Genomic DNA, 23953 nt, shown 5'->3' on the forward strand with positions numbered 1-23953 from the left:
CGTGCAAGGCGACCGCGGCCGCGACGACCGCGCGCCGGCGCGGCAGCGACCACCGCTCGTCGGTATCCGCGTCGACCCAGCCCGCGAGCCAGTGCAGGAAATCGGCGGGCGCGAGGGCGGCGTCGACATACGCGTCCAGCGCGTCGAGGGTCAGGAACACCGGTGCGAGCAGTTCGTCCATCCCGGCGGTCCAGCGCTGGACGAGCGGATCGTCGAGGTAGACGCCGGGCAGGAACTCACCGATCGGGTGCGCCGACGGCAGCCCGGCCACCGTGCCCCTGCTCATGTCGTCACCTTGATCTGGTGCTCGAAGGAGAAGACCAAACCATTGGGCGGCAGCGTGATTCGCTCGGTGGCTTCGCCCCGGGTGCCGTTGATCGGATCGGCGGGATACAGCCGCAGAGCGTCGATCTGCTCGACACCTTCGACCGCCTGCAACACGGCGAACAACTCCCCCGCCTGCACCGGCCGGCCGAACGGCCACCCGTTGCCGTCTGGGCCGTCGGTGATCGGATGCAGGTAGCGATTGAGCGCGTGGATCGCATGGTCCCGCACCCGGGACGGGTCGCTGGTGACCCGCGCTCGCACGGCGGCGACCACCGTGACGCCGCGGTAGCGTGGCGGCTCCACGATCAAACGCGTGCCGATCATGCGGCGTTCGTCCAGGTATTGCACAACGGTGCGCAACAATTCGTCCGTCGGTTGCAGCCGTTCGAACGGCACGGTCGCCCGCTCGTCACTATCCACGTCAGGCACCAGCAGGACCCGGACCACCGCCGCGTCCGGGCCGGTTCCCGCCAGGCAGCGTGCGCGGGCGACGCGCGGTGAAGCGGCGCACGCGAGCAATTCGTAATCCCGGGCGGTGACCGCGCGGTCTCGGGTACGCAGCAACATCGGGGCGCGCAGCTTGGCGTTGTCTACCGTTTCCCCGTCGACCCCACCGGATCCCGGTTTACGGTTCTCGATGCGCGTGACGAAGGGCAGCGAACTGCGCAGCAACCGAACGGCGCCGCGCGCCACATTGCCGCGGCGCCCGCCGCCGGTGTGGTACACCGGCACACGGATCGGCGCGCCTTTCGGCGGGACGGCGCCGTACTGGGTGACCGAGCCGTCCGGCTGCCGGACGCCGGGCCCGAAGCAGACGGTGCCGGTGGCCGCGTCCAAGGTGAAATGGTGATCGTCCGGTCCGCTCGCGCCGAAGTGCTCGACACATTCCCAGAGCTGCCAACCGCTGCCTGCCGCGACCTGGACGGCGATCCGTTCCCCCGGTTCCGCTACAACCGGCGGTCGAGCGACCGGAAACCGTTGCGCCGGAACCCCTTCGGACATCCCGATCACCTCGTCGCGGACCACCTCGGCGTACCGGGCGTCCACGGTGCCGCCGATCGTGAAGGCCGACGCGTCGAAAACCCGCGGTGAGGCGGTGTAGGGCGGCTGCCCCGGCACCGTAGGCACCACACGGCAGCGCAGCCAGCCCGCGTTGCGCCGCTGGATCGGCGAGGCCCGGTGGGTGGGCGGTACGTGCAGCACCACGTCACCCGGACGGTTGAGCCCGCCGGTGTCGTCACGTTCGAGCTCGCAATCCACCCAGCCGTGTCCGTCCCACGCCTCCCACACCAGCGGAGGTTGCAGCGGATCGACGCCGACACCTTCCACCCGGCAGTCGAATCGCAGCACGACCGCGCACGACGGAACCGGATCGGACAATCCGACCAGCAACGTGTCACCCGGCTTCGGAGTCGGCGAGAAGCAGGCGAATTGCACCCCAGTGGTGAGCTGGTCGGTGCAGTCGTGCACCGGACCGTCGACCGCGGCGGTGGCCATCGCGGACAGCGAGCAGGGCACGATGGGCAGTTCGGCGACGGTCGCGAACACGATGGGCTCGATCGTCTCGCTGCGCCAATGCTCGGCGTGCTCGGTCTGCGCGCGGTCGGTCGCCGTCTGCGTGCCCGCGGGTATCGGCACGACTTCCGCTCGCGGCGCGGAGAGCCAGAACGTCACCGGCACGGTCGCCGCGCTCGGCGCGAACAGCCCGATACCGAGCAGTTCGAGGAACTTCAGGTAGAGCCGATCCGGCACCCGGTTGAGCCGGTACAGCAACTGGTCGACCAACATCGCGTAGGTCTCCAGCAGGGTGATGCCGGGATCGGAGACGTTGTGGTCGCTCCACTCCGGGCAATGTTGCTGCACATATCGTTTCGCGTCGTCGACGAGTCCCTGGAAGGAACGATCATCGAGGTTGGGAGCGGGCAGGGTCACGACACACCTCCGCTGTCCTGCGCGTGCGGCGGAATGACGTAGAACGGGAACACCAGATTGCGCGGATCGTTGCGGCCGCGGATGCTGTAGCGCACGTCGATGTAGAGCGTCCCGCTGTCGACCTCGTCGAAGCGCACCTGCACGGCGTCCAGATCGATGCGCGGCTCCCAGCGCTCGAGTGCGGTCCGCACCTCGTAGACGATCTGTCCCGCGGTCGCGGCGTCCGCCGGTGCGAACGCGAATTCGTGGATGGCGCAACCGAAATCCGGTCGCATCGGCCGTTCCCCCGGTGACGTGCCGAGGATCAGCCGGATGCTCTCCTTGATCTCCTGGTCGGCGGTCACCAGGGCAATAGCACCGGTGTGGTCGGTCCGCATCGGGAAGAACGCCCATCCGGCGCCGACGAACTGCTCGGCCATCGCGCTAACCGCCGATCAGCACGGTCGGGCAGCCGAGCGCGATCGGGGCGCCGCAGGCGGACAGATCGCCGACCCGGGCGGCGGGCATGCCGCCGATCAGCACCGTCGGGCACCCGGGCCCGGCGAGAGCCGAAGGCGGATGCACCGCCGGGGGCGGGGACGAGCACACGTGCGGAGTGCCGACGGTGGCTGCGGGCATGCCGCCGATCAGGACCGTCGGTACGCCGGGCGGCGCGATCAGACCCGGGTGCGCGGTCGCATCACCGACCCGTGCTGCTGGTGGCATCTGCACCACTTCCTCTCCCGTTCAATTGATCCGGACCAGCCCTGCCCGCACTGTCGCCGTCGTGCCCGCCGTCAGTTCCGCGCTCACACTGCCGTTCACCGATACCGTCGAACCCTGGACCTTGACCGCCGCGGCACCGGACACCTCGACCGCACCGGCGCCGCCCTCGATCGTGATGCCCGTCTGGGCGGCCAAGGCGATGTCGTTGCCCGTGAGCCGCAGCGTTCCGGTGCCCGCGTCGATCGTCACCCCGTTGCGGGCGCGGATACTCACGGTGCCGTCGCTGTGCACCGAGATGGTGGTGGCCTTCCGGTCCAAGTCGACGGTCAGCTTGTCGTCCCCCGTGGCGAGGTGCACGCCCTGCGCGCCCGCCGCCGCTTCCCGGAATTCCAGGCGGTGGCCGGTCCTGGACACGATCGAGCGGCGGTTCACCGCCCCGCTGACGCGATCGATGAGTTCGCCCTCACCCCCGGGTGGCGCGTCGACACCGTTATAGAGACCGCCCACAACGTACGGCCGGCGGAAGTCGCCGTGCTCGAACGCGACCAGTACCTCGTCACCGACCTCCGGCAGGAACAGCATGCCGCGCTTTCCACCCGCGCCCTGCTGCACCGTACGGGCCCATGCGCTGACGAAGCTGTCGGCCAGCCACGGGAAAGTGACGCGGACCCTGGCCATGTTCTCGGGATCTTTGTTGTCGCTCACCTGGCCGATCACCACCCCGCCCAGCGCCTGCCGAGCGCCCGGCGCCGAACTCGCGGTCAGTCCGGCGAGGGTGCGATCGCGAGTGCCGCTGACGATCACGCTGGTGGTGTAACCGGTGACCGGGTCGAAGGTGTGTCGGGAGGCCGTCACGGAATACTTGCCCTCGAACGGCTTTCCCACATTGGCCAGCGCCACCGCGGTGCCTGCCCGCACCTTGGGGTTGCCACGCAAGAGCGCTTCCAGTTCGGCGAAGCCGCCCGCGACCTGTTCGGCGAGCGCCTTGCAGGCGTCGTCCACTTCGCCCTGGGTGCCGTGCGGAACGCGCGCGGCGACCAGATTCGGCGCATCGAACAGGCGGGCCAGATCGTCCGGCCGGACGCCGTTGGCGGCCGCCGTCGTCCGCGCGGGCGCTTCGGCGACCACGGGCTTCTTCCGTCTGACGTCCCAACCGCGGACCTGTACCGCGGGTACTTGATCGGCGGAGGTGACGATCGCACGCAGCCGCAATACATTGCGCCCCAGTTCCAGGACCAGCGGCTCCTCGGTGGCCTTCGCATCGGTCGCCGGCGCGGCGGCCGCGGCGGTCGGCTTGCCGAAGTCGAGCTTTCCGTCGGTCACCGCCACCTCCGCGCCGAGGTCCGCGGCGAGCTGGCGCAGCAACTCCCAATCGCTCACATTGCCTTGAGCTATCTGCTCCTGGATACTGCCGCCCGCATCGATCCGGCCGACCTCGATCCCCGCCGCCCGGGCCACCCGGCGGGCCACGTCCGAGGCCGACATGTGCTCGAAGCTCGCCACGCGGCGGCCGCGTTGCAGCCGGTGCGACTTGTCCAGCCCGCGCACCGTGGTGAACGTGCCGGTACCGTCGAATTCCTTCTCGATGGCGGTGACTTCCGCCGACAACAACGGCACCGGCGTGTTCGCCTCGTTGGAGGCGACACTGAGCACGACCTGCGTTCCGATCTCGATATTCGCCTTCTCCAGCACCACATTGTTCGGATCGCGGAAGCGCAGGACGAATAGATCGGGCGCGCTGCGGTTGTCGTCCACCATCGCGTAGGTGAGCAAGGCGACCACGTCCCCGGGCAACGGCGCGCCCGCTACCCGCACGAGCAGTTGATTGGTGAAATCCTGGGCGGGCATCGCGCATCACCCCAGTTCTTCCGCGGCGGGGATGAGCAGTTCGGCGCCGGGACGCAGTCGCATCGGGTCGTCGATCGCGTTCGCGACGGCGACGACGCGCCACCGGGCCGGGTCACCGTACTCGCGCCAGGCGATCGAGGCCAGGGTGTCGCCCGCGACCACGGTGTGCACCTTGCGCGCGGTCAGGCTTCCCGAGGTCGGATTCTGTTTGGCCTGATCACCCGCGATCTCCTCGATCGTGACGGTCGCGATGCCGCGGATGGGCAGCCCGCCGGGGGTGAACAGCGTGTACTTGACCGCGACCGAGCTCACGTACGCGGTGAAGCCGGTCAGCCCGCCCCAGTGAAAGATCACCCAGGGCGGACTGCCCTGTTTCTTGTCGTGGCTTTCGTCGGTCGGCACGCAACAGGCGAACAGTTGTTCCACGGTGTCCACCACTGTGGTGTCGTGCTCCGCGCCAGCGTCGAGGAACATCTCGAGCGTCAGCTTGGCCGGGTCGGCCCCCTTGAACTCGGGCACCCCGCTCTTCTTGCTTCCCTTCTGTGCGTCGCGGTTCCACTTGGCTGATTTGGTGATCGACAGTTCCTTGGGGTTGAACTGGAAGTCGATCTGGCCCCGGCGCGGCCCCGGTTGCAGCGAACCCTTCTGCACCGGCGGGTCGCGCACCTCCAGGAAAGCGTGCTGGAGCTTCGGCCGGCCGCTACCGGATTGCGTGCCGCCTGGGCTGGTGGCGCTGAAGGCGATCGGCGCGGGCATCTCAAGCCTTCCCCGGCTCGACGAAGCCGTGATGGGTGATCTCGATGGTTTCCACGGCGACCTTGGGTGATTCGGCGTTCAGCGACGGGCCGGTCCAGCGCACGGGCATGACGCCGAGCAGGCCCCACTGCGCTACCACCGTTCCGTCGGCCGTCATCGCCTTGATCTGGCCGGTCTTTCCGCGCACTCCGGTCGCGACACTGCCGAACCAGGCGGCGACCTTGGCCGTGTCGGACGTGACCGGACGGCTCAACTTGATGTTGCTGAACTTGATCCGCGTGGGCAACTGCCACACATACCCGTTGTTGCCGCCCTCCTCGCGCTGCTCCATGACCACCTCGCAGCCGAGGCCCTCGCAGCTGTTGAACGCGCCCAGGCTCATGTTGTCGATGGTCACGACGAAACAGACACTGACGGCGGGGTCGAGATCGGTGGGCATGGTCGGCTCCTCGGGTCGTGATCAGAGGGTGAGGTCCAGGGCCGTGCCCGCGCGTTCCCGGGCCAGGCGCAGTTCGGCTTTGAGTTTGCGAACGATCGGCTCGTACAGGCGATCGACCAGACCGTCGATATCGGTCGGCGACATGCCCGCGGTGGCAGTCGCGGCTGACCCGGCCGAGGCCGGAAGCGCGGACTGCATCGTGGTCAGGCCGGACGCGGGCGGGCTCGTCGTGGGAGGCTCGTCCGCCGGATTCGCGGGCGTTCGGTCCGAGCCGGCGGACGGTTCGACGGAACTTTCCGGCACGTCGTTCACTGGAGTGCGCTGAAGATCGACCTGCTCGTCGTTGCGGGGTGCGGGGACCACGGTGCGGTGCACCGACGAGAGCCCGGCGCGGCGGAGCGTGCCGGCCACGGGTGACGATCGCACGTCCAGCTTCGAGACCCGCTCCGACGGAAGGTCGGATGCAGAGAAGGGGTAGCTCTCCCTTTGGAGCACTCGCGGATCGGTGCTACCGGGCAACCGCGCCGCACCGGGCGCACCGATGCGATGCACTGAGTCGGGCAGCGGCGACCCGAGCGCGGACCTTTGCTGCAGCACAAGCGTGCCGAATTGTCCCGGGGTGGATAAATCGGCGCGCTGCAAACTCGTCAGAGCCGATGTCGGGTTTCCGGCAGCCTGCGCCCGGTCTCCGGCCGTTCCCGAGGCATGGTGCACTGCGGACAACTCATCCGCCATCCTCTGCACGGCCCCGGTCGCCGAAGCGTGTGCGGGTACCGACCAGCCGGTCCAGGGTGCGGGTCTGGTTCCGATGTAGTCGTTCGACGACGATTCCGAGGCGGCGTTACCCGGTGGCGGCGCCGAACCAGGGATCGGCCGCTTCGGTACGCGCCCGAGCAGCGACGCCAGCGGCATGAGACCGGTCGTCCGTTGCACCGGACTCCGCGGCCGCGACGTGGCCGAGCCGGGCGGCATGACCGGCCGTATGTGCTCCGAAGCGTGGGCGGTGAGCGCCGCAGACGGTTCCCGGTAAGGAATCGTCGCGCCGAACGCATCGCGCGCGCTGATCGTGTCCTGAACCAAAGCGCTTTCCCGGTTCGCAGCGCCCGGCGCGGCGGGCAACCCAGATCCGTCTTCCGCGCCGCCTATGCCGAAGCCGGGCCCGCGCTCGCCGAGCACGCCGTCGTGCGCATCACCGCCCGCCATGTCATCCGCGACGGCCGCCGGTTGGTTCTGCCGTTGCACCACGGGGACTGCCGGTGCCGCATCGGACTGCGGCGTCGCCCCAGTGATCGAGCCGAATACGGGCATGAATCCAGCTGCGCCACCGTTTTTTTCGGCAACACTCACATCCCGCGACGCGGAGTATCTGCCGTTCGTCTCGACGCTGCTCGTAGACAGACCTTCGGTGAAGAGCGGTACCGTCGGGTATTCGGCACTGCCGAGGTACGGACTCGGGCCGACGGAGTCGACGGAACGTGGCTCGGCGCTCGGCTCCGGTACACCATGTTGATCCGCGATGCTTCGGCGCTGGACGACAAAGTTTTCGGGTGCCTCGGCGCGACGGGCGCGCGCTGCATCGGGCGCGGCATCCGCCGCCTTCGGAATCGTATTGCCGGGCCCGTCCCCCATCCCCGTTGTCCTCTGCACATCGATATGGCGCGTATCGAGAGCACGCACCGGCTCGGTCTCGCGCGGGATATTCATCGCGCCCCGCAGGCCGACGATCACGCTGGACTCGACATGCGGCGCGTCGAGTGCATCCGCAGGAGGGAGCGTATGGTGCGTTTCGGTTGAGTCCGGGAGGTCGGCAGTACGCTGCACATCGGCCGTGCGCTCGGTGGAAGCGGCGCTCGGACGCTCCGGAAGACGCTGCACGAAATCAGCTATGCCGGGCACGCTTCCGGCGAGATTGTCCGAAAGTGGCGCGCCGAGACCGTATCGCCGGGGTCGAGTCGATTCTTCCGCGATCTGCCGTTTCGATTCCCGGTGGTCGGTGAGCGACTCAGGCGGGGCATCGGCGAATAGACGCGAGCCGAGTGATTCGGTGCTCTCGATGTCCACCCGGCCCGGCGCTGCGAAAGCCTCGTCCGGAGCGGGCACGCTCGGAGTCGAGTTGTCGAGCAAACGGCGTTGCACCACAGATGATTTCACGTCGAATGCGGTGGACAGATGTGTCTCATCCGACACGACAGGCGGATGGCGCAACGGCACATCGACCGGGTCGGCCGCCGACACCATCGAGCCCGAACTTCCGAGCGCCGTGATCCGATCATGCGGGTGCCGCGATTCGATCGCCACCACGGGCGGCTCTTTTCGCGCACCCGGCGAATCGGTGCTGCCGTCCTCGTTTCGCTGCGCCACCACGGGATTGCTCACCAGCCCGGTGATCACGCCTGAGGGCGCCTCCCCGCCGACTGCGTGCGCGATCGGTGCACGGAAGGTGAAATCGCGACGAGAGACCAGCGCCGACTCGAATCGAGCCGGGGCGGTGACCAGCGGAGTTTCGGTGATGACGCGCTGCAACGGCGGTGCGTTCCGCCACTCCGACGCGCGGGCTTCACCGGTCGTCGCCGGATTGTCGGCGGCGCGCCGAGGCCCGGGAAACAGCAGGTTCCACAGCCCCATTCGTAATCACCTCCCTCGGACTCGGGTGTTGATGCGCTCGATCTCATCGGCGAACCGCCGCCGATCCGGATGTTCCAGATCGAGGATTTCGGCTAGTGGCCAATGGAAGTGGTAGGCGACGTACGAGATCTCCTCGAGCAGGGGATCGACCCCGTACGTCAAGATTCCCCCACGCAGCTGCCCGCGAGGTCGATGGTGAACTCGTGCGCACAGGACGGGCAGCTGACCGCCGCACGACTGTGCCCCTCGGCATTGATGCGCTGGTACAGGTCCTGCAGAAACGCGAGGTCCGACGCGAACAGGTCCTCGACGATTCCCGCGTGGATGTCGGTGAGCGGGCCCAGCCGGGTGATCACCCGCGCGATCAGCACCACCGACAGGTACGCCGGATTCTCGCGTACCCGATCGTCGCGCAGCGGCACCAACTCGTCGCGCGCGGTGGCCAAGCGCATCGCCCCGGTGCGGTGCACAGCGCCCGAGGGATCGAGGTAGCCGCGCGGCAGCACGAACGGGAACTCCGTTCGCATCCCCTGCACGGGGGCCGGATCCGCGACGGGCGCGTCCGCAGCCGCGGCGCTGTGCACGCGGCGCACTATTCGACCTCGATGTTCTCGTAGGTGACGACCAGCTTCTCGGTGAGCACACTCGTGTCGCCGGCCTTCAGCGATCCGATTTCCAGCGACTTGGGCCATGCGTTGGTCAGCTTGTACCGCTTGAGCGCCTGACCTTCGTAGTCGTAGACGATGATCGCTCCGCCCTTGCGCGCGGCGCCCATCTTGCCGAACCGGCTGTCCTTCACCCACTTCTCGAAGCTGTTGTCGCCGGTGAGACCGCGGGTCAGCGTGACCTCCCCCGCCTTGTACCGGCCGGGCAGCTTCTTCACGACGTACTTTCCGTCGGCGGTGTTCTGCTTGAGTTCGATCACGTCCTGTTCGAGCTTCAGCCCGGAGACCTCCGAAATCTGTTTGATGACCACACCGTCGATTTCCAGTCCGAACGAGTGGCCGACCGATGTGTCGAGATCGGGGAGCGCCATGATGTCCTACTTCCTGTGCTGCTGGTGCGTCATTCGTTGACGAGGCTGGTGCCGCCGGAGAACTGGGCGAGCCGGAACACGACGAACTCCGCGGGCTTGACCGGGGCGACACCGACTTCGCAGATCACCTGCCCAACGTCGATCGATTCGGCCGGATTCGTCTCGCGGTCGCATTTGACGTAGAACGCCTCGTCGGGCGTCAGGCCGAACAGCGCGCCCTTGCGCCACTCGTTCACCAGGAAGGCGCTGATCGTGCGCCGGATACGGGCCCACAGCGCGTCGTCGTTGGGCTCGAACACCACCCACTGCGTGCCGTCGAGGATGGACTCCTCCAGATAGTTGAACAGCCGCCGCACGTTCAGGTAGCGCCACGACGGATCCGAGGACAGCGTGCGCGCGCCCCACACCCGGATGCCGCGCCCGGGGAAAGAGCGGATGCAGTTGACGCCGATGGGGTTCAGCAGATCGTGTTCGGGCTTGGTCAACTGCACCCCGAGCGTCAACGCCCCGCGCACCACCTCGTTGGCCGGCGCTTTGTGCACGCCGCGCGACTCGTCGTTGCGCGCCCAGATGCCGGCCACGTGACCGCTCGGCGGGACGAAGCGCGCCGCGCCCGCGGCCGGATCGAACACTTTGATCCACGGGTAGTACAACGCCGCGTATTTCGAGTCGTACCCTGCCTTTTCGACGCGCCACTCCCTGACCTGCTGCGGGCCCAGGCCGGGCGGCGGATCCAGGATCGCCACGCGGTCGCCCATGAGTTCACAGTGGGTGATCATTTCCTGCTGCACCGCCTGCACCGACTCGAGGTCGATCACCCCGCGCTCGTAGGCGCTCATCAGGTCGGGCACCGCCACCATCGTCACCTCGTCGATCGCCGCCAGACCGGAGAACCCGGTCCGCTCGTCGACATCGCCCACGTAGTCCTCGGCGCAGACTCGCTCCGGGGTCGGCTTCGCCGATGACGGCTCGGAGAGCGTGACCGTCCCGAAGTCCGGCCGGGCCACCGCGCCGCCGGTCTCCTCGATCGTGATGAGCTTGGATTGCGCCCGCACGACCGTCACCACGTTGTCCTTGCCGCGCTTGGTCGTGACCGGCCCGATCGACTCCTCCACCTTCGGACCGCGTCTGACCACGACGGAGAACTGGTCGTCGGGCACCGCGTCGCCCTCCACCGGCTTGATCTCGACGGTCAGCTCGGCTTTGCTCTCACCGGAATCCAGCGCGGAAACCCGGTAACCGCCCAGCTCCGCCTGCCGCACGGCCGCAGGCGGCTCCCCGCGCTTCTTGCCGTTGCCGTTGCCGTCCAATCCGACCCGGATCACATAACAGGCGCCGCCGCCGTTGGAGAAGTACCCGTACACGGCGTGCGCGAGATAGCTGCCGTCGATGAAGTCACCGAACTGTTGCGTGAACTGGCTCCAGTTCGTGACCAGTGTCGGCTCGTTGAACGGCCCCTCCGCGGCGAACCCGACGAAGGCCGCCACCGCCGTCCCCACGCCCTCGATCGGTCGCGACCCGGCCTCCACCTCCTCGACATACACGCCGGGTGACAGATAGGTGGGCATAACGCCTCCTCGCTCGAGGTGAACTGTTCTCCTACAGCGTCTTATGAAGCAGGGGCGCGTTGTACGGCCTAACGGATGTGTGTTCGGGAAGAAGAGATTGCGCGATCGGGCAACTCAATCCGCGCGCGAGCTCTCTGCAGAGTCGCCTGCCGCCGGCTTAGAAGTCGCGACCGACTTGGCGAGGAACTCGATGACGTCGAGCAATTGCCGCAACGCCGCGCCTTCGATCGCCGAATCCAACGGCTGCGGGGTACCTTGGCGCTGATTGACGTGATGTTCGTGATCCCGCGCCTCTTTGGTGAAGGCGATGCGATTGGCGATCGGACCGTCGAAATTTCGGCGCACCGACGCGGCGACCGCTTGCGGGTTTCTGGCGTCCGGGTGAACACTCACCAAGGACTTGAGTTTGCTCACCACGACGTTGTCCGCGGCTTTTCGCTCGGCGGTTTTGTAATCGGCCGCGCCCTTGTAGATCATGATCGTGGTCATTCGGCGGTAGAGGCCGCGGTCCTGCGCTGACCGGCTCTTCACAGCCCGCAGAAAACCATCCACGAACGCCAGTAGCCATGCGCGCGGGACGATGTGCTCGCTGCGCAGGCGGTCCCTTTCCGACCGGGTATCGGCGCCTCGGTCACCCCGGGTTCCTTGATCGGCATGACGGCCGAATTCGCCGAGCACACCGGCTGAACCGGAATCGGCGAATCTCTCCCGAGGCGGCTCACCTTTGTACCCGATGCGAGCCCAGACGCGTTGAACGATCTGTGCGAATTCCATCACGGCGGCACGCTTCGTCGCCTCGTCCGGACCGGTACCGTTGATAGCCGCCTCGGCGGTAGCCGCCTTAGCGATGACATCCATGGCCTCTTTTGCCAGTTCGCGCTTGCCTTTCCGCTGTGCCATGTCCGCGGCGTCTCGTTGGTGCGCAGCGACGGACTTTTCCCGGCTCGCGATGGTCAGCTTGAATTTCGCTCCAGGCCCGACAGATGTCGCCTTCACGGTGTGCGCGGTCCCGTCGACCGAGAAACCGCCCGTGATCAAGCGCGTCAAAGTGGTCTTCCCCGCCTCGTATTTCGCCTTCACGTAGGCCTTGCCCTTGGCGTATGCGGCCTGGCCCCTCTCCTTCAGGCCGGTAGCGAACTTGCCCGCCTTCGTGCCCTTCATCTTCGCCAAGAATCTCTTGCCGTACTTCACGGCGACGCCGACGAGCTTGTCCACCACGCCACCGACCGGTTTCTGGACCGCGACCAACACGTTCTTCACCTTGTCGCCGATACCGCCGAGGCCGAGTAGGCCGGCGAGGCCGCTGATGAGCATGGGGACGGTCTTGGACAGGGTGGACTCGATCAGTGCGGCGACTTTGCCGACCCCGCCTCCGGCGATCGATTCGACGGAGTCGAGGACCGAGTCGACGAAATCCTTCAGGCGCTCGGCGTTGTCCACGAACCACATGACGGCGTCGTAGATCATCTTGCAGGCCTTGATGAACGCGGCCGCCGGATTGAGCAGGGAGATCAGCCAGGTGATACCCGCGGTGATGATCTTGGTGATGACGAATTCGCGAATCCGCCCCATCACCTGCTCTTTTAGGTCGGTGATCTTCTCGGCGATCCACTTCCACAGCCCCGGCACGCCCTCGGCGACGAGAGTCTTCACGAAGTCGACCCCGGTCTCGATCACCTTCATCGCTGGTTCACCGACCGCCTTGACGATGCGCGCGCGGATCGAGGTCCACGTCAGTCCGAGCAGCGACAGCAGCAAGGTGATGACACCGCGAAGATCGAACTTCTCCGGAAGGTCGATGCCGGCCTCGGCCAAGGCGCCGAACAACCAGCCCTGCAGACCTTTCTTCAAGTGCGACAAGATGTTCGACATGAAATTCGTGATCCCTGCCTTGACCGCATCGACGAACTTCCGCAGGAATCCGATCGGGTCGCGGATGATCTTCTCGACCGCGTTCGCTGCCCGCGCGAGAACCCCGAGCAGCATGTCCTTCAGCTTGCCGATGGTGTCGATCGCGCCACCGACGGCATCGACGGCTCTGCCCGCCAGGCCCTTGTTGTCTTCCTGAAGTTTCTTGATCTCTTCGTCGACGGCATTGCGCGCCTCGGTGTATTTGGCGGCTAGGTCCTCGACCAAAGCACCCTGCTTCTCAGCGATCGATTTCTCCAGCTCGTCGAACTGGGCGCCGATGTCGTTCGCGGCTTGCCCGGCAAGCTTCTGCAGATTCGCGGGCTGTTCGGCGACGAACTTCCGCACCTGCGCCCGGCCCTGCGCCACGCGATCCTTGGCTCGCCCCAATTCGGCGCCCACCGTATCGGCGATATCGGAGATGACCGCAGCCATCTTGGTCTCGTACAGCTGCTTCGACTGCAGAAACAGCTTGTTCGCCTCATCGGGCAGATCGAGCAGCAGGTCTTTCAGCCAGAGCCCCGGACCGAGCGGGCCGCCGTAGCGGCGTAGCTTGTACTGCCACATCCGCTCCTTGTGGTCGGCGGTGAATGCTTCCTTGGCCTGCCGCTCGCCGTCCTCGAACTTCCTCGACACCAGTGCGTCCAGGCCGCCGAGGATCTTCTCCACGTCGGTCTTGGTGGCTTCGAAGATCTTCGCGATCTCGCCGGTGATGCGTTTGCGCTCGGCCTCGTCCTTGGCCTTGGTGGCGTCCTTGCCCGCGCCCGCGCCCGCGCCCACGCCGCGCAGCGCCGCGCTTCTGGCGGCGGTCATCCCGGCCAGGCCACTGACGGAAGCGGCCTCGGCATGCCCGGTCGCGGCGGCCAGCGTCTGCGCTTCCTTCTCCCGCAACGCGGCCGGGCCGACGGCCTCGTGCGCCTGCATCTCCCTCTTGGCGACGAGCGCACCGGTGAACTCGGGTTCGTTCGAATCGGCGAGTTGATCGTCGGTGACCCCGGCTTCGGCCATCTTCGCATTCGTCTCGCAACTGCCGACGCCGAGCCGTACCTGCCCGGCCGCAGCGGGTTTCGGTGCGGCGGCGGCCGGATCCGGCGCTGCGATGGGCCGCGGCTCGACGACCGGCGCCATGGGCGTGACCGGCTTCTCCTTCGCAACGGATGGGTCCGGTGTCGCCCTTGCCGTTTCTTCGACATTCTTGACCGAAGCCGCCTTGCCCGCGCCGACCTTGCCCAGTACCTCGTTTTTCACCTGGTCGGCCTTACCCGAGGTCGCGAACTTGTCGGCCTCCTCGAGATTCTTCGGCGCCTTGGCCGCGACGGCCGTCGCTACCGCGGCGATGAACGCGGCCTTGTCGAAAGCGATGGGTTCGGCGGCTTCCATCTTGGCGGTGTGAGCTACCGCGGCCTGCGCTTGCTTGTCGTCGGCGGGCGCGACTGCGGCGTCCTGCGCGGCCTTCACCTCCTTCGAAGGAGCCGGATGCGCCTTGGCCGCTGCCGATCCGACCGCGAGATTCTTCTCCGCGGCCGCGAATTTCGGGTCCTGGCCGGGCGTCATCGGCGTCGGTGCGACAGGCGGAAGACACGCTGCGCCGCCCGCGACCCCCGCGCTCAACCGTTGCGCGACGAACGAGGCGACCGCAGCGTTGCCCGCGGACACCTGGAGTCGCCGCAGCACGCCCGCCCCACTCGCAGTCGGTGGCGTTTTTACCGAACCACGATGTGGTTCAGCAGTTTTAGGCCTAAGTGCAGGTTCGGGCATCTCGGCTCCAGCGAGGACGGTGGGGCGACCTAGGCGGACTGCTCCTCTTCCTCACTTTCGGTGCGCTGCACGTACGTCTGCGCTGTCGTCTCGTCCTCTTCGGGTTCCTCGGCACGTTGGACGGCGTGATCATCCGCGTAGCGTTGCACCTCGGCCGGACCCGTGACCTGCGGCGACGCGGGCACGGACAACACCCGGTCGGCATTGGCGACGGCTTCGCGTTCGAAGCGGTCGGACGGATCGCTGATCTTCAGCCCGCCACCGGTGTCGGTGCCGTCGACCGGTCCGTTGCGTTGCTGCACCACATGGGTCAGCTCGTGGGCGAGGGTGTGCCGCCCGGCCGAGGAGGACGGATCATAGGCGTCCCGCTGGAACACGATGTTCGAGCCGACGGTGTAGGCGTGGGCGTTCACCGATTTCGCCGATTCGTGAGCGGCACCGTCGGTGTGCACCCGGACGTCACCGAAGTCCTGGCCGAACCGTGATTCCATATCGGTGCGCACCTCGGGCTCCAGCTGCTGCCCGCCGCCCGACCCGACAACCTGGTGGACCGGCGACTGTTCCTCGAACAGCGTCGCCGTTCCCGCGTTTCCGGCCGCGCGCTGTAAGCCCACCCAGCCGGTCGGCGACACAGCCTCCAGTCGCCCGGACAGCGCCGCCCGCATCTGCAACGCGGACTCCGGTTCGGCCACCCGGCCGGACTTGGGCCGCAGCGCACTATCGACGTTCTCGTGCTCGTGTTCTCGCATGGGTGCCTCACTTGACGTGTCGATCTTTGTCCGCGGCGTTGTCGGACGCCGCGGCTGTGCGAGATTGCGGCGGAACGCAGACGTGGTCGTTCTGCGTCGCTTCCCGCCAGACATAGCCCTGCACGCAGGTGTCGGGACCATAGGTGTGGTCGGTGGAACTCACTCTGGACTTCGCCTGATCGTTCTCGGTCTTCGTGCGGTCCGCGGTCGCCTGTAGGACGCAGACCGGGTCGTCGGGAGTGGCCGACCGGAAAACGAAGCCGGATTTGCAGGGTGGGCCCTGGGACACCACCACGGTGACCTCCGAACCCGACCTGATCTGCGCGCCGGCGGCGGGGGTGGTGGACAGCACGGCGCCCGCGGCCACCGTGGTGCTCGATTTTCCGCCGAGCTTGGGTTTCAGCCCGAGGGCCTCCAGCTCGGAGAGCGCCTTCGCCTTCGCTTTTCCGGCCAGGGCGGGCACCTCTACCGGCTTCGGGCCACTCGACACGTACACGGTCACCGCGGATCCTTTCGCTGCCGGTGTTTCCGCCGCCGGGTTTGTGGCGGTCACCCTCCCTTTGGCCACGGCGTCGTCCGCCCTGGCGACCGTGGTGACGGTCAAGCCTTTGTCCTCGATCTTCGCGACCGCCTCCGCTTCGGACAGACCGGTGACATCGGGCACCGGAATCTGCTCCTTGCCGTTGCCTGTCCCGTTCTTGTCGTCGCCTGGGCCTGCACCCGAAGTCGGGCCCGCCGATGTGGAGGTAGGCGCCGGGCCCGACGAGACGGCGAGAACCACCTCGCTACCCCGGGCTTTCTGCTCCCCGGCCGCCGGCGTGCTGGTGATGACCGTCCCTTTGGCGATCTCGGGACTCTGCTGATCGAATTGCCGGACGGTGAATTCGGCGGCCCCGAGCGCCTTCTGCGCATCGGCCAAAGCCAGTCCCAAGACATTGGGCACTTCGATCAGGCATTCGCCCTCGCACGGCCCGATCGACACATACAAGTTGACCGGTGAACCATCGTCCAGTTCCTCGTTGGCGCGCGGCTCCGTAGCGATGGCCTGCCCGAACGGAATTCCGGTATCGACCTTCGGGATGTACACAGGGCGGTACCCGGCCTCCCGCAGGGCGTGTTCGGCGTCCGCCCGGCTCTTGCCCGCGACGCTCGGCACCTTGTCCCCCGGCAGCAGCGCCACCACCGCGAGCGCCAGAGCCACCACCACCGCCGCCGCGACCGGAACCCACCAGGGCAGGATCGGCACCTGGTTGCGAACGCCGTTCAGCACGATCGGCGTGCCACCGTCCGCGCGGGTGACCTGCGCGGTGAACGGATGGGATTCGGTGCGCCCGAACCACTTGCGTGCTCCTCCGATCAGTACCGCGGTCTCCGCGTCGGCACCGGGCGCGAGCCTGGCGACCGCCTGTGGCGGCTCGAATGTCAGCGCTCCGGTGCGATCGGTGAGCACGATCTGCGCGGCCAGGGGGACGTTGCCCGCGTTCGTGGTCGCGACCATATGCTTGCCCGGTTTGCGGCCGCGGCTGGTCTCCGGCCGCAGCTGCGCCTGCACTTCGGTGAACGAGCCGACCGCCAACGTGCCCGAAACGCTGTCGGACACCTGCGTGTTCACCCGGGACCGGACACCGGCCAGGAAGGGCGCCCGCCCCGCCCGCAGCCTGGGATCGCGGGGCGGCGTGAACCGCAGCACCGCGGTGACCTTGTCGTCCGGGAAGACACTCAGCACAGCGGGCTCCAGGTGCGCGAACGGCCGCATGGGACCGGACACACCCAGTTCGAATTCCTCCACGCGGGTGCCGGTGTTGTGCACGGTGAGCGTGGTGACCACCGTGGAGCCGGGATCGACGGCCAGCTGACTCTGTTCGATGGCCAGGTGAACGCCATAGCGCTGCCGGCTTCCCGGTGCGGCTGGGACGACGGAGTGCCGGGGCGTGGCCGGGGCGACGCCCGCCGCCGCGGTGGCGTCGGCACGCACCCCGCTCGGCTGCTCGCGCACCTCCGCGGCCGTGCTCGTCGCCCACCCCAGGTAGGTGCGGCACTGCGGGTTGACGCAGAACTCGGCGTCGGTCGAATTCGGCGTCCCGCAGTTCGAGCAATCGCGCACGGCTCACCTCCTCTTGTCGGATGAGTCGAGTATCGGCCGGGGTGACGGCGGGGACAGTCGGCCGACGTGACGGCGCGAGGGAAGCACTTCCTGCCCGTTGGGGCACCGGAATCTGCCCCTGCGGGCACTACTGGCGCACGGAGTCGTGGTAAGGCCCGAATTCCCTGGCCAGCGTGAGTCTGCCGAGCTTGCGGTATTCCCGGTGCACGCCCGCGACGAGATCGGCGGTGCACAGTTCACGTCCGGCGCCCGCGGCCAAATAGGCCGCGGTGATCACCGCCGAACGGATATTGCCGCCGGACAACTCGAAGGCATGGGCACAGAAGTCGAAGTCGAGGTCGTCACTGCGCGGGATTCTGGTGCCGACGCAGCGCTCCCACAGGCTGCGGCGCGCCTCCTCGTCCGGCGTCGGGTAGTTCACCACCACGTCCAAGCGCCGGGTGAACGCGTCGTCGAGGTTGGCGCGCAGGTTGGTCGCCAGGATGGCCAGGCCGTCGAACGATTCCATCCGCTGGAGCAGATAGGCGCTTTCGATGTTGGCGTACCGGTCGTGTGAGTCACGCACCTCGGTACGACGGCCGAACAGAGCGTCCGCCTCGTCGAACAACAGCACCGCGTTGACCCCGGCCGCCGCGACGAAGATGCGCTCCAGATTCTTCTCGGTCTCGCCGATGTACTTGTCCACGACGGTCGCGAGATTCACCGTGTAGAGATCGAGGCCGAGATCTGCCGCGATCACCTCCGCCGACATCGTCTTGCCGGTCCCGGAGTCCCCGGTGAACAGCGCGGTCACGCCGCGCCCTCGCCCGCCGCCCGGGCGCATCCGCCATTCGTCGAGCACCACGGCGCGTTGCCGGGCGCGCAACGCCACCTCGCGCAGTTGGCTCAGCACCGGTTGCGGCAGTACCAGATCCGGCCAGCCGACCGACGGTTCGATGCGCCGGGCCAGCCGCTCGAGCCCGGCGCTGTTCTGAGCGCGGGCGCCGAAGCGCAGATCTTCGACGGACACCGGGCGCCCGGCGAGTTCGGCCCGGGTCGTAGCCGCGGCGGCGGCTCGAACGACCTGTTCCGGGGTCAGCACGAATTGCATGGTCGCTCGCGCCGCATCGAGCCCGCCGTGCAATCGGTCGGAGAGGACGGTTTGCCACATCCGAGAGCGGTCCCCGGCGCTGGGCGGATCGACGTCGAGCGGCACCGGCTGGCGCCGGGCCCACGCCGGGTCCCACACCGCGCTGCCCACCAGCACGACGGTCGCCTCGGCGTCCGCGAGCGCACGGATGATCTCGGGCCGCTCGGCGAGTCCGTCGACCCCCGCGGCCACCAGCACGGCGCCGGACAGGCGCGCCTCGAGCATCGCCGCCGGAAGGACGGCCGGCTGGTCGACGACCAGGGAGAGGTCCACGATCAGGACGCCGCGACCGAGGTGGCGTGCTGCCGTCACAGCGACCGCCGTACCGCCGCCACCGGGCCGTTCGCGCAGGTAAACCACCACTTGCCGATTGGACAGGGCAGCGACCAACCGCTCGTCGGGCTGGTCGGATTCGGGTGGGGCGGAGACGATTGCCTGCGACAGCTCGGGAGCGGGCGCGTCATCGCCGAGCAGGTACGCCACGACGCGGTCCGGCACACGCGACGTCCGCGCCAGCAACGGACGGTCGGTGTCGTCCATCGTCACCAGCCCGCCCCGGACCAGCGCGCTCTCGGCGCTGAAGCGCGCGCGTCCGGCAGCGGCCGCCGCGGGCACGCCACAGAGCGAAAGCGCCAGCCCCACCGTGGCTCTGCGCCGCGTCACATCGTCGTTGAGGTAGCCGTAGAGCCATTCGAAGCGGGCGTCCACATCCGGTGCGAGTGCTACCAAGAGGATTTCGGCGTCGAGCCCGTCCAGCCCGAATTCCTCGATCACCCAGGCCAGACGCACCCGCTCACCCGCGGAACGCGCCGCCGCGGCAGCCGCTTCCGCTTCGGCGGCGCGTCGCGACTCCAGCGGATCGGCGGCGAGCGGCTCACGCGCCGAGTTCAGCAACCGGTCGACCGCGTCGTCGGACAAATACAGGCCGCGGAACGGGTCATCCGGTTGCGGATCGTCCGCGCGCCGCTGCGCCACCGCGCGCCGTACCCGTGCCTCGATGACAGCCAGACGGGCGAGCAGATGACGCAGGCTCGCGGTGCTCACGGCCGCTGCTCCATAGCTCTGCCGCGCGGCGCGTCGGCAGCCGAGCCGCGCCGGTCGCGCATCCCGACCGAAACACCCTCGCGTGCGGGCGCGGCCGCCGGTATCGAGCGGCCTGCGTCCGCGGGCGCGGTGACCACCAGATCGAGCGATGGCTTCAACTCGCCGCCCAGCGCCGACCAGACGTCCGCGAACGACCGGTCCTCCGGCGGAGGCAACGCGATGTTCAGCGCCACGGGAAGACCGATCTCGGCCAGCGTTCCGCTCAGCGACTCACCCGGAATCGAGTCGTGGCGCAGGAAGCACGACAGCAGCGCGGACAGCAGGCGGTGCTCGTCCTCCGGCCGCTGCGTCCACGCCGTGATGAGGTACGAGAGCTTGAAATATCGCGGCCCCTGATGCCTGCGCACGACGACTCGATTGTCGTCGTACTCGTTGATCAGGCCGCGCTGCCGACGGCGCAGATCCTCGCGGATGTCGTAGAGAAACAGGTTGACCGTCGGCGCATTACGCCGCGCCGCCCACTCTTTCGTCGGCGCGTCGAACACCACGTCGACCTCGTTGCGGTCGACGGCGTCCGCGCCGACCAGCGCCCGCAGCGCCTCGTCCACCTCGACGAACACTGTGCCACCCGCCCTAGATCAAACCTTGGCGCAGCGCGTAGGCGACCGCGTGTGACCGATTGCGCAACTGCAGCCTGCTGGTGATGTCGTGCAGCGCGTTCTTGATGGTGCGCTGGGAATAGCAGAGTTTGGCGGCGATCTCGGCCGTGTCGTCGCCCTCGGCGACCAAGCGCAGGATTTCGATCTCCCGGTGGGTCAGCCCGGTGAGGCTGAGCCCGCGCGGGTGCAACATCTGCCGCTGCAGGCGGCCGACCTGGTCGAGCAGCCTGCCGAGCAGATCGGGCGGCACGGTCCCCTCGCCGCGGGCCGCGGCGCACACCGCATGCGTCAGGCGTTCCGGGGTGGCGTCCTGGCGGCGCACCAGCCCCGCGATCCCGGCTTCGACGGCCGCCGCCAGACTGTGTTCGTCGAAGTCGGCGGCCACCAGGACCGGTCGCCTGCCGTCGCGCTGCATCCGGCGCAGCACGCGCAACGTCTGCTCGTCGACCGTGTCGGCGACCACCAGCGCGACCAGCGCGCGGGCCGGATCGTCGACGACGGAGATCTCCGTGCGCGGCCGCAATTGAGCGATCAGGCCCGCTCGAGAGATCGGGTCTCGCGCTTCCACATAGATCGCGATTCTGTCCATCGTGCACCTTTCGGATACTCCGGCGCCGGCCCTACTCGGCGCCTGACATCGAGCCTGCGCGGACCACTAACCGTGCATTGAACGGGGACTAAACGCGCAGGTCGTTGCCCGTTCGGGCACGGTCTTCCCGGGCATCGGCGCAGGTCGGAAGCGGCGAGGAGCACCGCGAGCGCGGTTGTGCGGCACGGCTGTCGCCGAAAGGGGCGGATGCGAGCCCAGCGCAACGGCGCGACTCTGTGTGGCGTCCGCCTTCTTCTACCGCGGGAACACCGACGATGGTCCGACACCGACGCAGAACTCTCCGCCTGTCCGGCTCGCTGGCACTGCTCGTAGCAGTGGCCGCGCCGGTCGTGTTCGTCTGCATTACGCCGGCGCCTTTCCTCGCCGATCGAGGAGCGCGCGCCTGGGCCGAGCCGATCACCTCGCAGCCGGTGGTCACTCCCGCGCCGGCACCGCCCGCACGTTCCGCGCCGGTGACCACGGAACCCGTTGTCCCCACCCGCCCCGCCCCGCCGACGACCACGGCGGCGCGTGCGACGACAACGACTCTGCCGAGCACAACGGCCGACGCGTCGGTCACAGCGACGACACCGGGACCGTCCGCCACGCCGGTGTGCGGGACGGCGGGACAGACGACTGCCGGCGGCCGAGCCTGCCTCACCACACCCACCGCGTGCCCGACGACCACCGCGACGGCCGCGCCCGACTCCTGCACCACGACGACGACCGGCACGACGATCACCAACGCCCCTCCGACGACGACCGTGCCCGACCACACCACGACGTCCGCGCCCCCACCTCCCCCGCCCGATCCCCAGCAACCACCGGCCCCGGTGCACTACCGTCCACCGGAACGCGCTCTGCCGCTCGATCTTTCGCAGCCACCACCGTGCGTCGTGCTCAACGGGCCGATGGCGAAGGGCAGCTACACCGTCTCGTCCCCCTTCGGCATCCGCGGCGGCGAGTTCCACCGCGGCATGGATCTGGCGGCCGAGCGCGGCACCCCGATCTTCGCGGCGCTGGACGGCCGGGTGGTCGCCGCGGGGCAGGCGACGGGCTTCGGCAACTGGATCGTGGTCGACTCGACGACGTCCGATGGCCTGGTCTCGACCGTCTACGGGCACATGTACGACGACGGCATGCACGTCGCCACCGGCGACGTCGTGAAGGCAGGCCAGCACATCGCCGATGTCGGGAGCAACGGCGCGTCCAGCGGTCCCCACCTGCATTTCGAACTGTGGCAGGGCGGCAGGCTGCAGAACGGCAAGTTCGTCGACCCGGCTCCCCTGCTCGATCAGGCGGCCCCGGCGGCCGATCAATCGGCGTTGAAGATCGCGCATTCGATCGCCGACTGCGCCGTACGCCCCGGCGCCGGGCTCGCGCCGGGCAAGATTCCGGCGGAGTTCGTGCCGTGGTTGCGCAAAGGCGCCGCGGACTGTCCCGGCAGCGGTATCACCGCACCGCTGCTCGCCGGACAGCTGAAGGCGGAGAACAACTTCCGGCACGGGCCCGCCGCTCCCGTTTCGTCGAGTGGCGCCATGGGACCGGCGCAATTCCTGCCCGGCACCTGGGAGACCTGGCAGGTGGACGCGGACGGCGACGGCCGCGCCGACATCAACAGCATCGCCGACGCCGTTGTCGCCCAAGCTCATTTCATGTGCAAGAACTGGCGCGACTCGTCGGCGGGCGTCACCAGCGGCCACCTGCGCGGAGATGTTGTCGACCTGGCGCTGGCCGCATACAACGCGGGGTTCGGGGCGGTACAGGCGGCGCGTGGCATGCCTTCGGGCGGCGAATACACCACCCAGACCCAGCCGTACGTGCGCAAGATCCGCGCCTTCGAACGCGAATTCGCCGCGAGCGATTTCTCCACGACCGCCGGCCGGAACCCCGAGAACACTGCCAAGACGGTGGAGGCGGCCGAGCAGTACCTCGGCACCGCGTACACCTGGGGCGGCGGAAACACCAAGGGCCCCACCGAGGGCGGCTTCGATTCGCCGGGCCTGGCCACCTATGTGGCCTATGTCGCCACCGGTGGGGCGGTGACGCTCCCCCGCACCGTCCAGCAGCAGTGGACGAAAGGACAGGAACTGCCCGCCGACCGGGCCGGACCGGGCGTGCTCGTCTACACCGACTTCGGACCGAACGGGACGCCACGCCACGTCGGCATCGCGATCGGCGACGGGAAGATGATCCACGCGTCGGTCGAGGACGGCAAGGTCACCGAGGCGCCGATCCCGGCTGGCGCGAAGATCCGGAGTGTGTCATGACTCGAAACCTGTCGAGCGTCCTACTGGGAGCACTGGTGGCACTGGTGGCGGTCGGTTGCGCGGGAACTGTGCCGGGCTTGCCGCTGCCCGCCCCGCTCACCGCCGTCGAGACCGCCGACCCGCAGATCGTCCTGCGTGACGCTCTCACGACGATGTTCGGCTGGCGTCCGAGCACGGACACCTCCCCCGAAGACGCCTATGCCCGTGCCCGTCCCTACCTCACCGATCAGCTCGGGGCCCGCGCACGCGACCGTACCGAGGGCGGCTCCAAGACCCAGTGGAACGCCTGGGCGAAGGCCGGCGCGACGGTGCGGGTCGCGGTCGACGTCTCCAGCGACGAGCATCCGCCCGACCGGCCCGGCCGCATCGATCGCGTCGTGCTGATCAACCAGACCATCGCCGATCCGGACGGACATCCGATCGACACCATCGAGATGACCGCCTGGGCCACCGTGATCCAGACCGAGCAAGGCTGGCGCGTCCAAGCGGTGCGCTTCTGAGGAGGTT

General features: G+C 68.3%; 21 protein-coding genes. 3 read left to right on the forward strand and 18 right to left on the reverse strand.

Going from position 1 to position 23953, the window contains the following annotated elements; translation table 11 throughout:
* The 8 genes from ACFU5M_RS24845 to ACFU5M_RS24880 all read right to left on the reverse strand — a co-directional run.
* The coding region (locus ACFU5M_RS24845; RefSeq protein WP_379053025.1) for a phage tail protein at window positions 1–286 on the reverse strand (286 nt) is incomplete at its 3' end.
* Window positions 283–2259, reverse strand: coding sequence for a putative baseplate assembly protein (locus tag ACFU5M_RS24850; RefSeq protein WP_379053027.1), 1977 nt, complete (start codon window positions 2257–2259; stop codon window positions 283–285). The genes ACFU5M_RS24850 and ACFU5M_RS24845, both read right to left, overlap by 4 nt.
* Window positions 2256–2678, reverse strand: coding sequence for a GPW/gp25 family protein (locus ACFU5M_RS24855; protein ID WP_379053029.1), 423 nt, complete (start codon window positions 2676–2678; stop codon window positions 2256–2258). The genes ACFU5M_RS24850 and ACFU5M_RS24855 overlap by 4 nt, the downstream gene beginning before the upstream one ends.
* Before the next feature lie 4 nt (window positions 2679–2682).
* Window positions 2683–2964: a PAAR domain-containing protein gene (locus ACFU5M_RS24860; protein WP_379053031.1), complete on the reverse strand. Its 282-nt coding sequence runs from the start codon at window positions 2962–2964 to the stop codon at window positions 2683–2685.
* Window positions 2965–2985: 21 nt separating this feature from the next.
* A complete protein-coding gene (locus ACFU5M_RS24865) occupies window positions 2986–4812 on the reverse strand; it encodes a VgrG-related protein (RefSeq protein ID WP_379053033.1) in 1827 nt (608 codons plus the stop codon).
* A 6-nt stretch (window positions 4813–4818) separates the two neighbouring features.
* Complete coding sequence (locus ACFU5M_RS24870) at window positions 4819–5568, reverse strand: LysM peptidoglycan-binding domain-containing protein (RefSeq protein ID WP_379053035.1); 750 nt, start codon at window positions 5566–5568, stop codon at window positions 4819–4821.
* Between the two features lies 1 nt (window position 5569).
* Window positions 5570–6007 carry a phage tail protein gene (locus ACFU5M_RS24875; RefSeq protein WP_379053037.1) on the reverse strand — a complete coding sequence of 146 codons (438 nt, stop codon included), beginning with the start codon at window positions 6005–6007 and terminating at the stop codon, window positions 5570–5572.
* Window positions 6008–6028: 21 nt separating this feature from the next.
* Window positions 6029–6418 (reverse strand): hypothetical protein, encoded by a 390-nt coding sequence (locus ACFU5M_RS24880; protein ID WP_379053038.1) that lies wholly within the window; start codon window positions 6416–6418, stop codon window positions 6029–6031.
* Window positions 6419–7003: 585 nt separating this feature from the next.
* Here ACFU5M_RS24880 and ACFU5M_RS24885 point away from each other — a divergent pair.
* Window positions 7004–7801 (forward strand): hypothetical protein, encoded by a 798-nt coding sequence (locus tag ACFU5M_RS24885; protein WP_379053039.1) that lies wholly within the window; start codon window positions 7004–7006, stop codon window positions 7799–7801.
* 837 nt (window positions 7802–8638) lie between these two features.
* Here ACFU5M_RS24885 and ACFU5M_RS24890 read toward each other — a convergent pair.
* From ACFU5M_RS24890 to ACFU5M_RS24935, 10 genes are all read right to left on the reverse strand, one after another.
* Window positions 8639–8794, reverse strand: coding sequence for a DUF6760 family protein (locus ACFU5M_RS24890; RefSeq protein ID WP_379053040.1), 156 nt, complete (start codon window positions 8792–8794; stop codon window positions 8639–8641).
* On the reverse strand, window positions 8791–9216 hold the full coding sequence (locus tag ACFU5M_RS24895) for a hypothetical protein (RefSeq protein WP_379053042.1): 426 nt from the start codon (window positions 9214–9216) through the stop codon (window positions 8791–8793). The genes ACFU5M_RS24890 and ACFU5M_RS24895 overlap by 4 nt, the downstream gene beginning before the upstream one ends.
* Before the next feature lie 8 nt (window positions 9217–9224).
* Window positions 9225–9668, reverse strand: coding sequence for a phage tail protein (locus ACFU5M_RS24900; RefSeq protein WP_379053044.1), 444 nt, complete (start codon window positions 9666–9668; stop codon window positions 9225–9227).
* Window positions 9669–9697: 29 nt separating this feature from the next.
* The gene (locus ACFU5M_RS24905) at window positions 9698–11236 is read right to left on the reverse strand and encodes a phage tail sheath family protein (protein WP_379053046.1); all 1539 of its coding nucleotides are present in this window, start codon (window positions 11234–11236) and stop codon (window positions 9698–9700) included.
* A gap of 114 nt (window positions 11237–11350) precedes the next feature.
* Window positions 11351–14800 (reverse strand): hypothetical protein, encoded by a 3450-nt coding sequence (locus tag ACFU5M_RS24910; RefSeq protein ID WP_379053047.1) that lies wholly within the window; start codon window positions 14798–14800, stop codon window positions 11351–11353.
* A gap of 131 nt (window positions 14801–14931) precedes the next feature.
* Window positions 14932–15651 (reverse strand): DUF4157 domain-containing protein, encoded by a 720-nt coding sequence (locus tag ACFU5M_RS24915; protein WP_379053048.1) that lies wholly within the window; start codon window positions 15649–15651, stop codon window positions 14932–14934.
* 7 nt (window positions 15652–15658) lie between these two features.
* Entirely contained in the window at window positions 15659–17755 is a 2097-nt protein-coding gene (locus ACFU5M_RS24920) for a PASTA domain-containing protein (RefSeq protein WP_379053049.1), read from the reverse strand.
* Between the two features lie 127 nt (window positions 17756–17882).
* Window positions 17883–19928: an ATP-binding protein gene (locus ACFU5M_RS24925; protein WP_379053051.1), complete on the reverse strand. Its 2046-nt coding sequence runs from the start codon at window positions 19926–19928 to the stop codon at window positions 17883–17885.
* Entirely contained in the window at window positions 19925–20548 is a 624-nt protein-coding gene (locus tag ACFU5M_RS24930; protein WP_379053053.1) for a DUF4255 domain-containing protein, read from the reverse strand. The genes ACFU5M_RS24925 and ACFU5M_RS24930 overlap by 4 nt, the downstream gene beginning before the upstream one ends.
* 13 nt (window positions 20549–20561) lie before the next feature.
* Window positions 20562–21176, reverse strand: coding sequence for a LuxR C-terminal-related transcriptional regulator (locus tag ACFU5M_RS24935; protein WP_379053055.1), 615 nt, complete (start codon window positions 21174–21176; stop codon window positions 20562–20564).
* 473 nt (window positions 21177–21649) lie between these two features.
* On the opposite strand from ACFU5M_RS24935, the gene ACFU5M_RS24940 reads away from it, so the two are divergent.
* Window positions 21650–23446 carry a peptidoglycan DD-metalloendopeptidase family protein gene (locus tag ACFU5M_RS24940; RefSeq protein ID WP_379053056.1) on the forward strand — a complete coding sequence of 599 codons (1797 nt, stop codon included), beginning with the start codon at window positions 21650–21652 and terminating at the stop codon, window positions 23444–23446.
* Window positions 23443–23946 (forward strand): hypothetical protein, encoded by a 504-nt coding sequence (locus ACFU5M_RS24945; RefSeq protein WP_379053058.1) that lies wholly within the window; start codon window positions 23443–23445, stop codon window positions 23944–23946. Before ACFU5M_RS24940 ends, ACFU5M_RS24945 begins: the two co-directional genes overlap by 4 nt.
* Window positions 23947–23953: the final 7 nt, after the last annotated feature.

Origin of the sequence: Nocardia sp. NPDC057455, assembly GCF_042802775.1 — a bacterium.
Lineage (GTDB): Bacteria > Actinomycetota > Actinomycetes > Mycobacteriales > Mycobacteriaceae > Nocardia.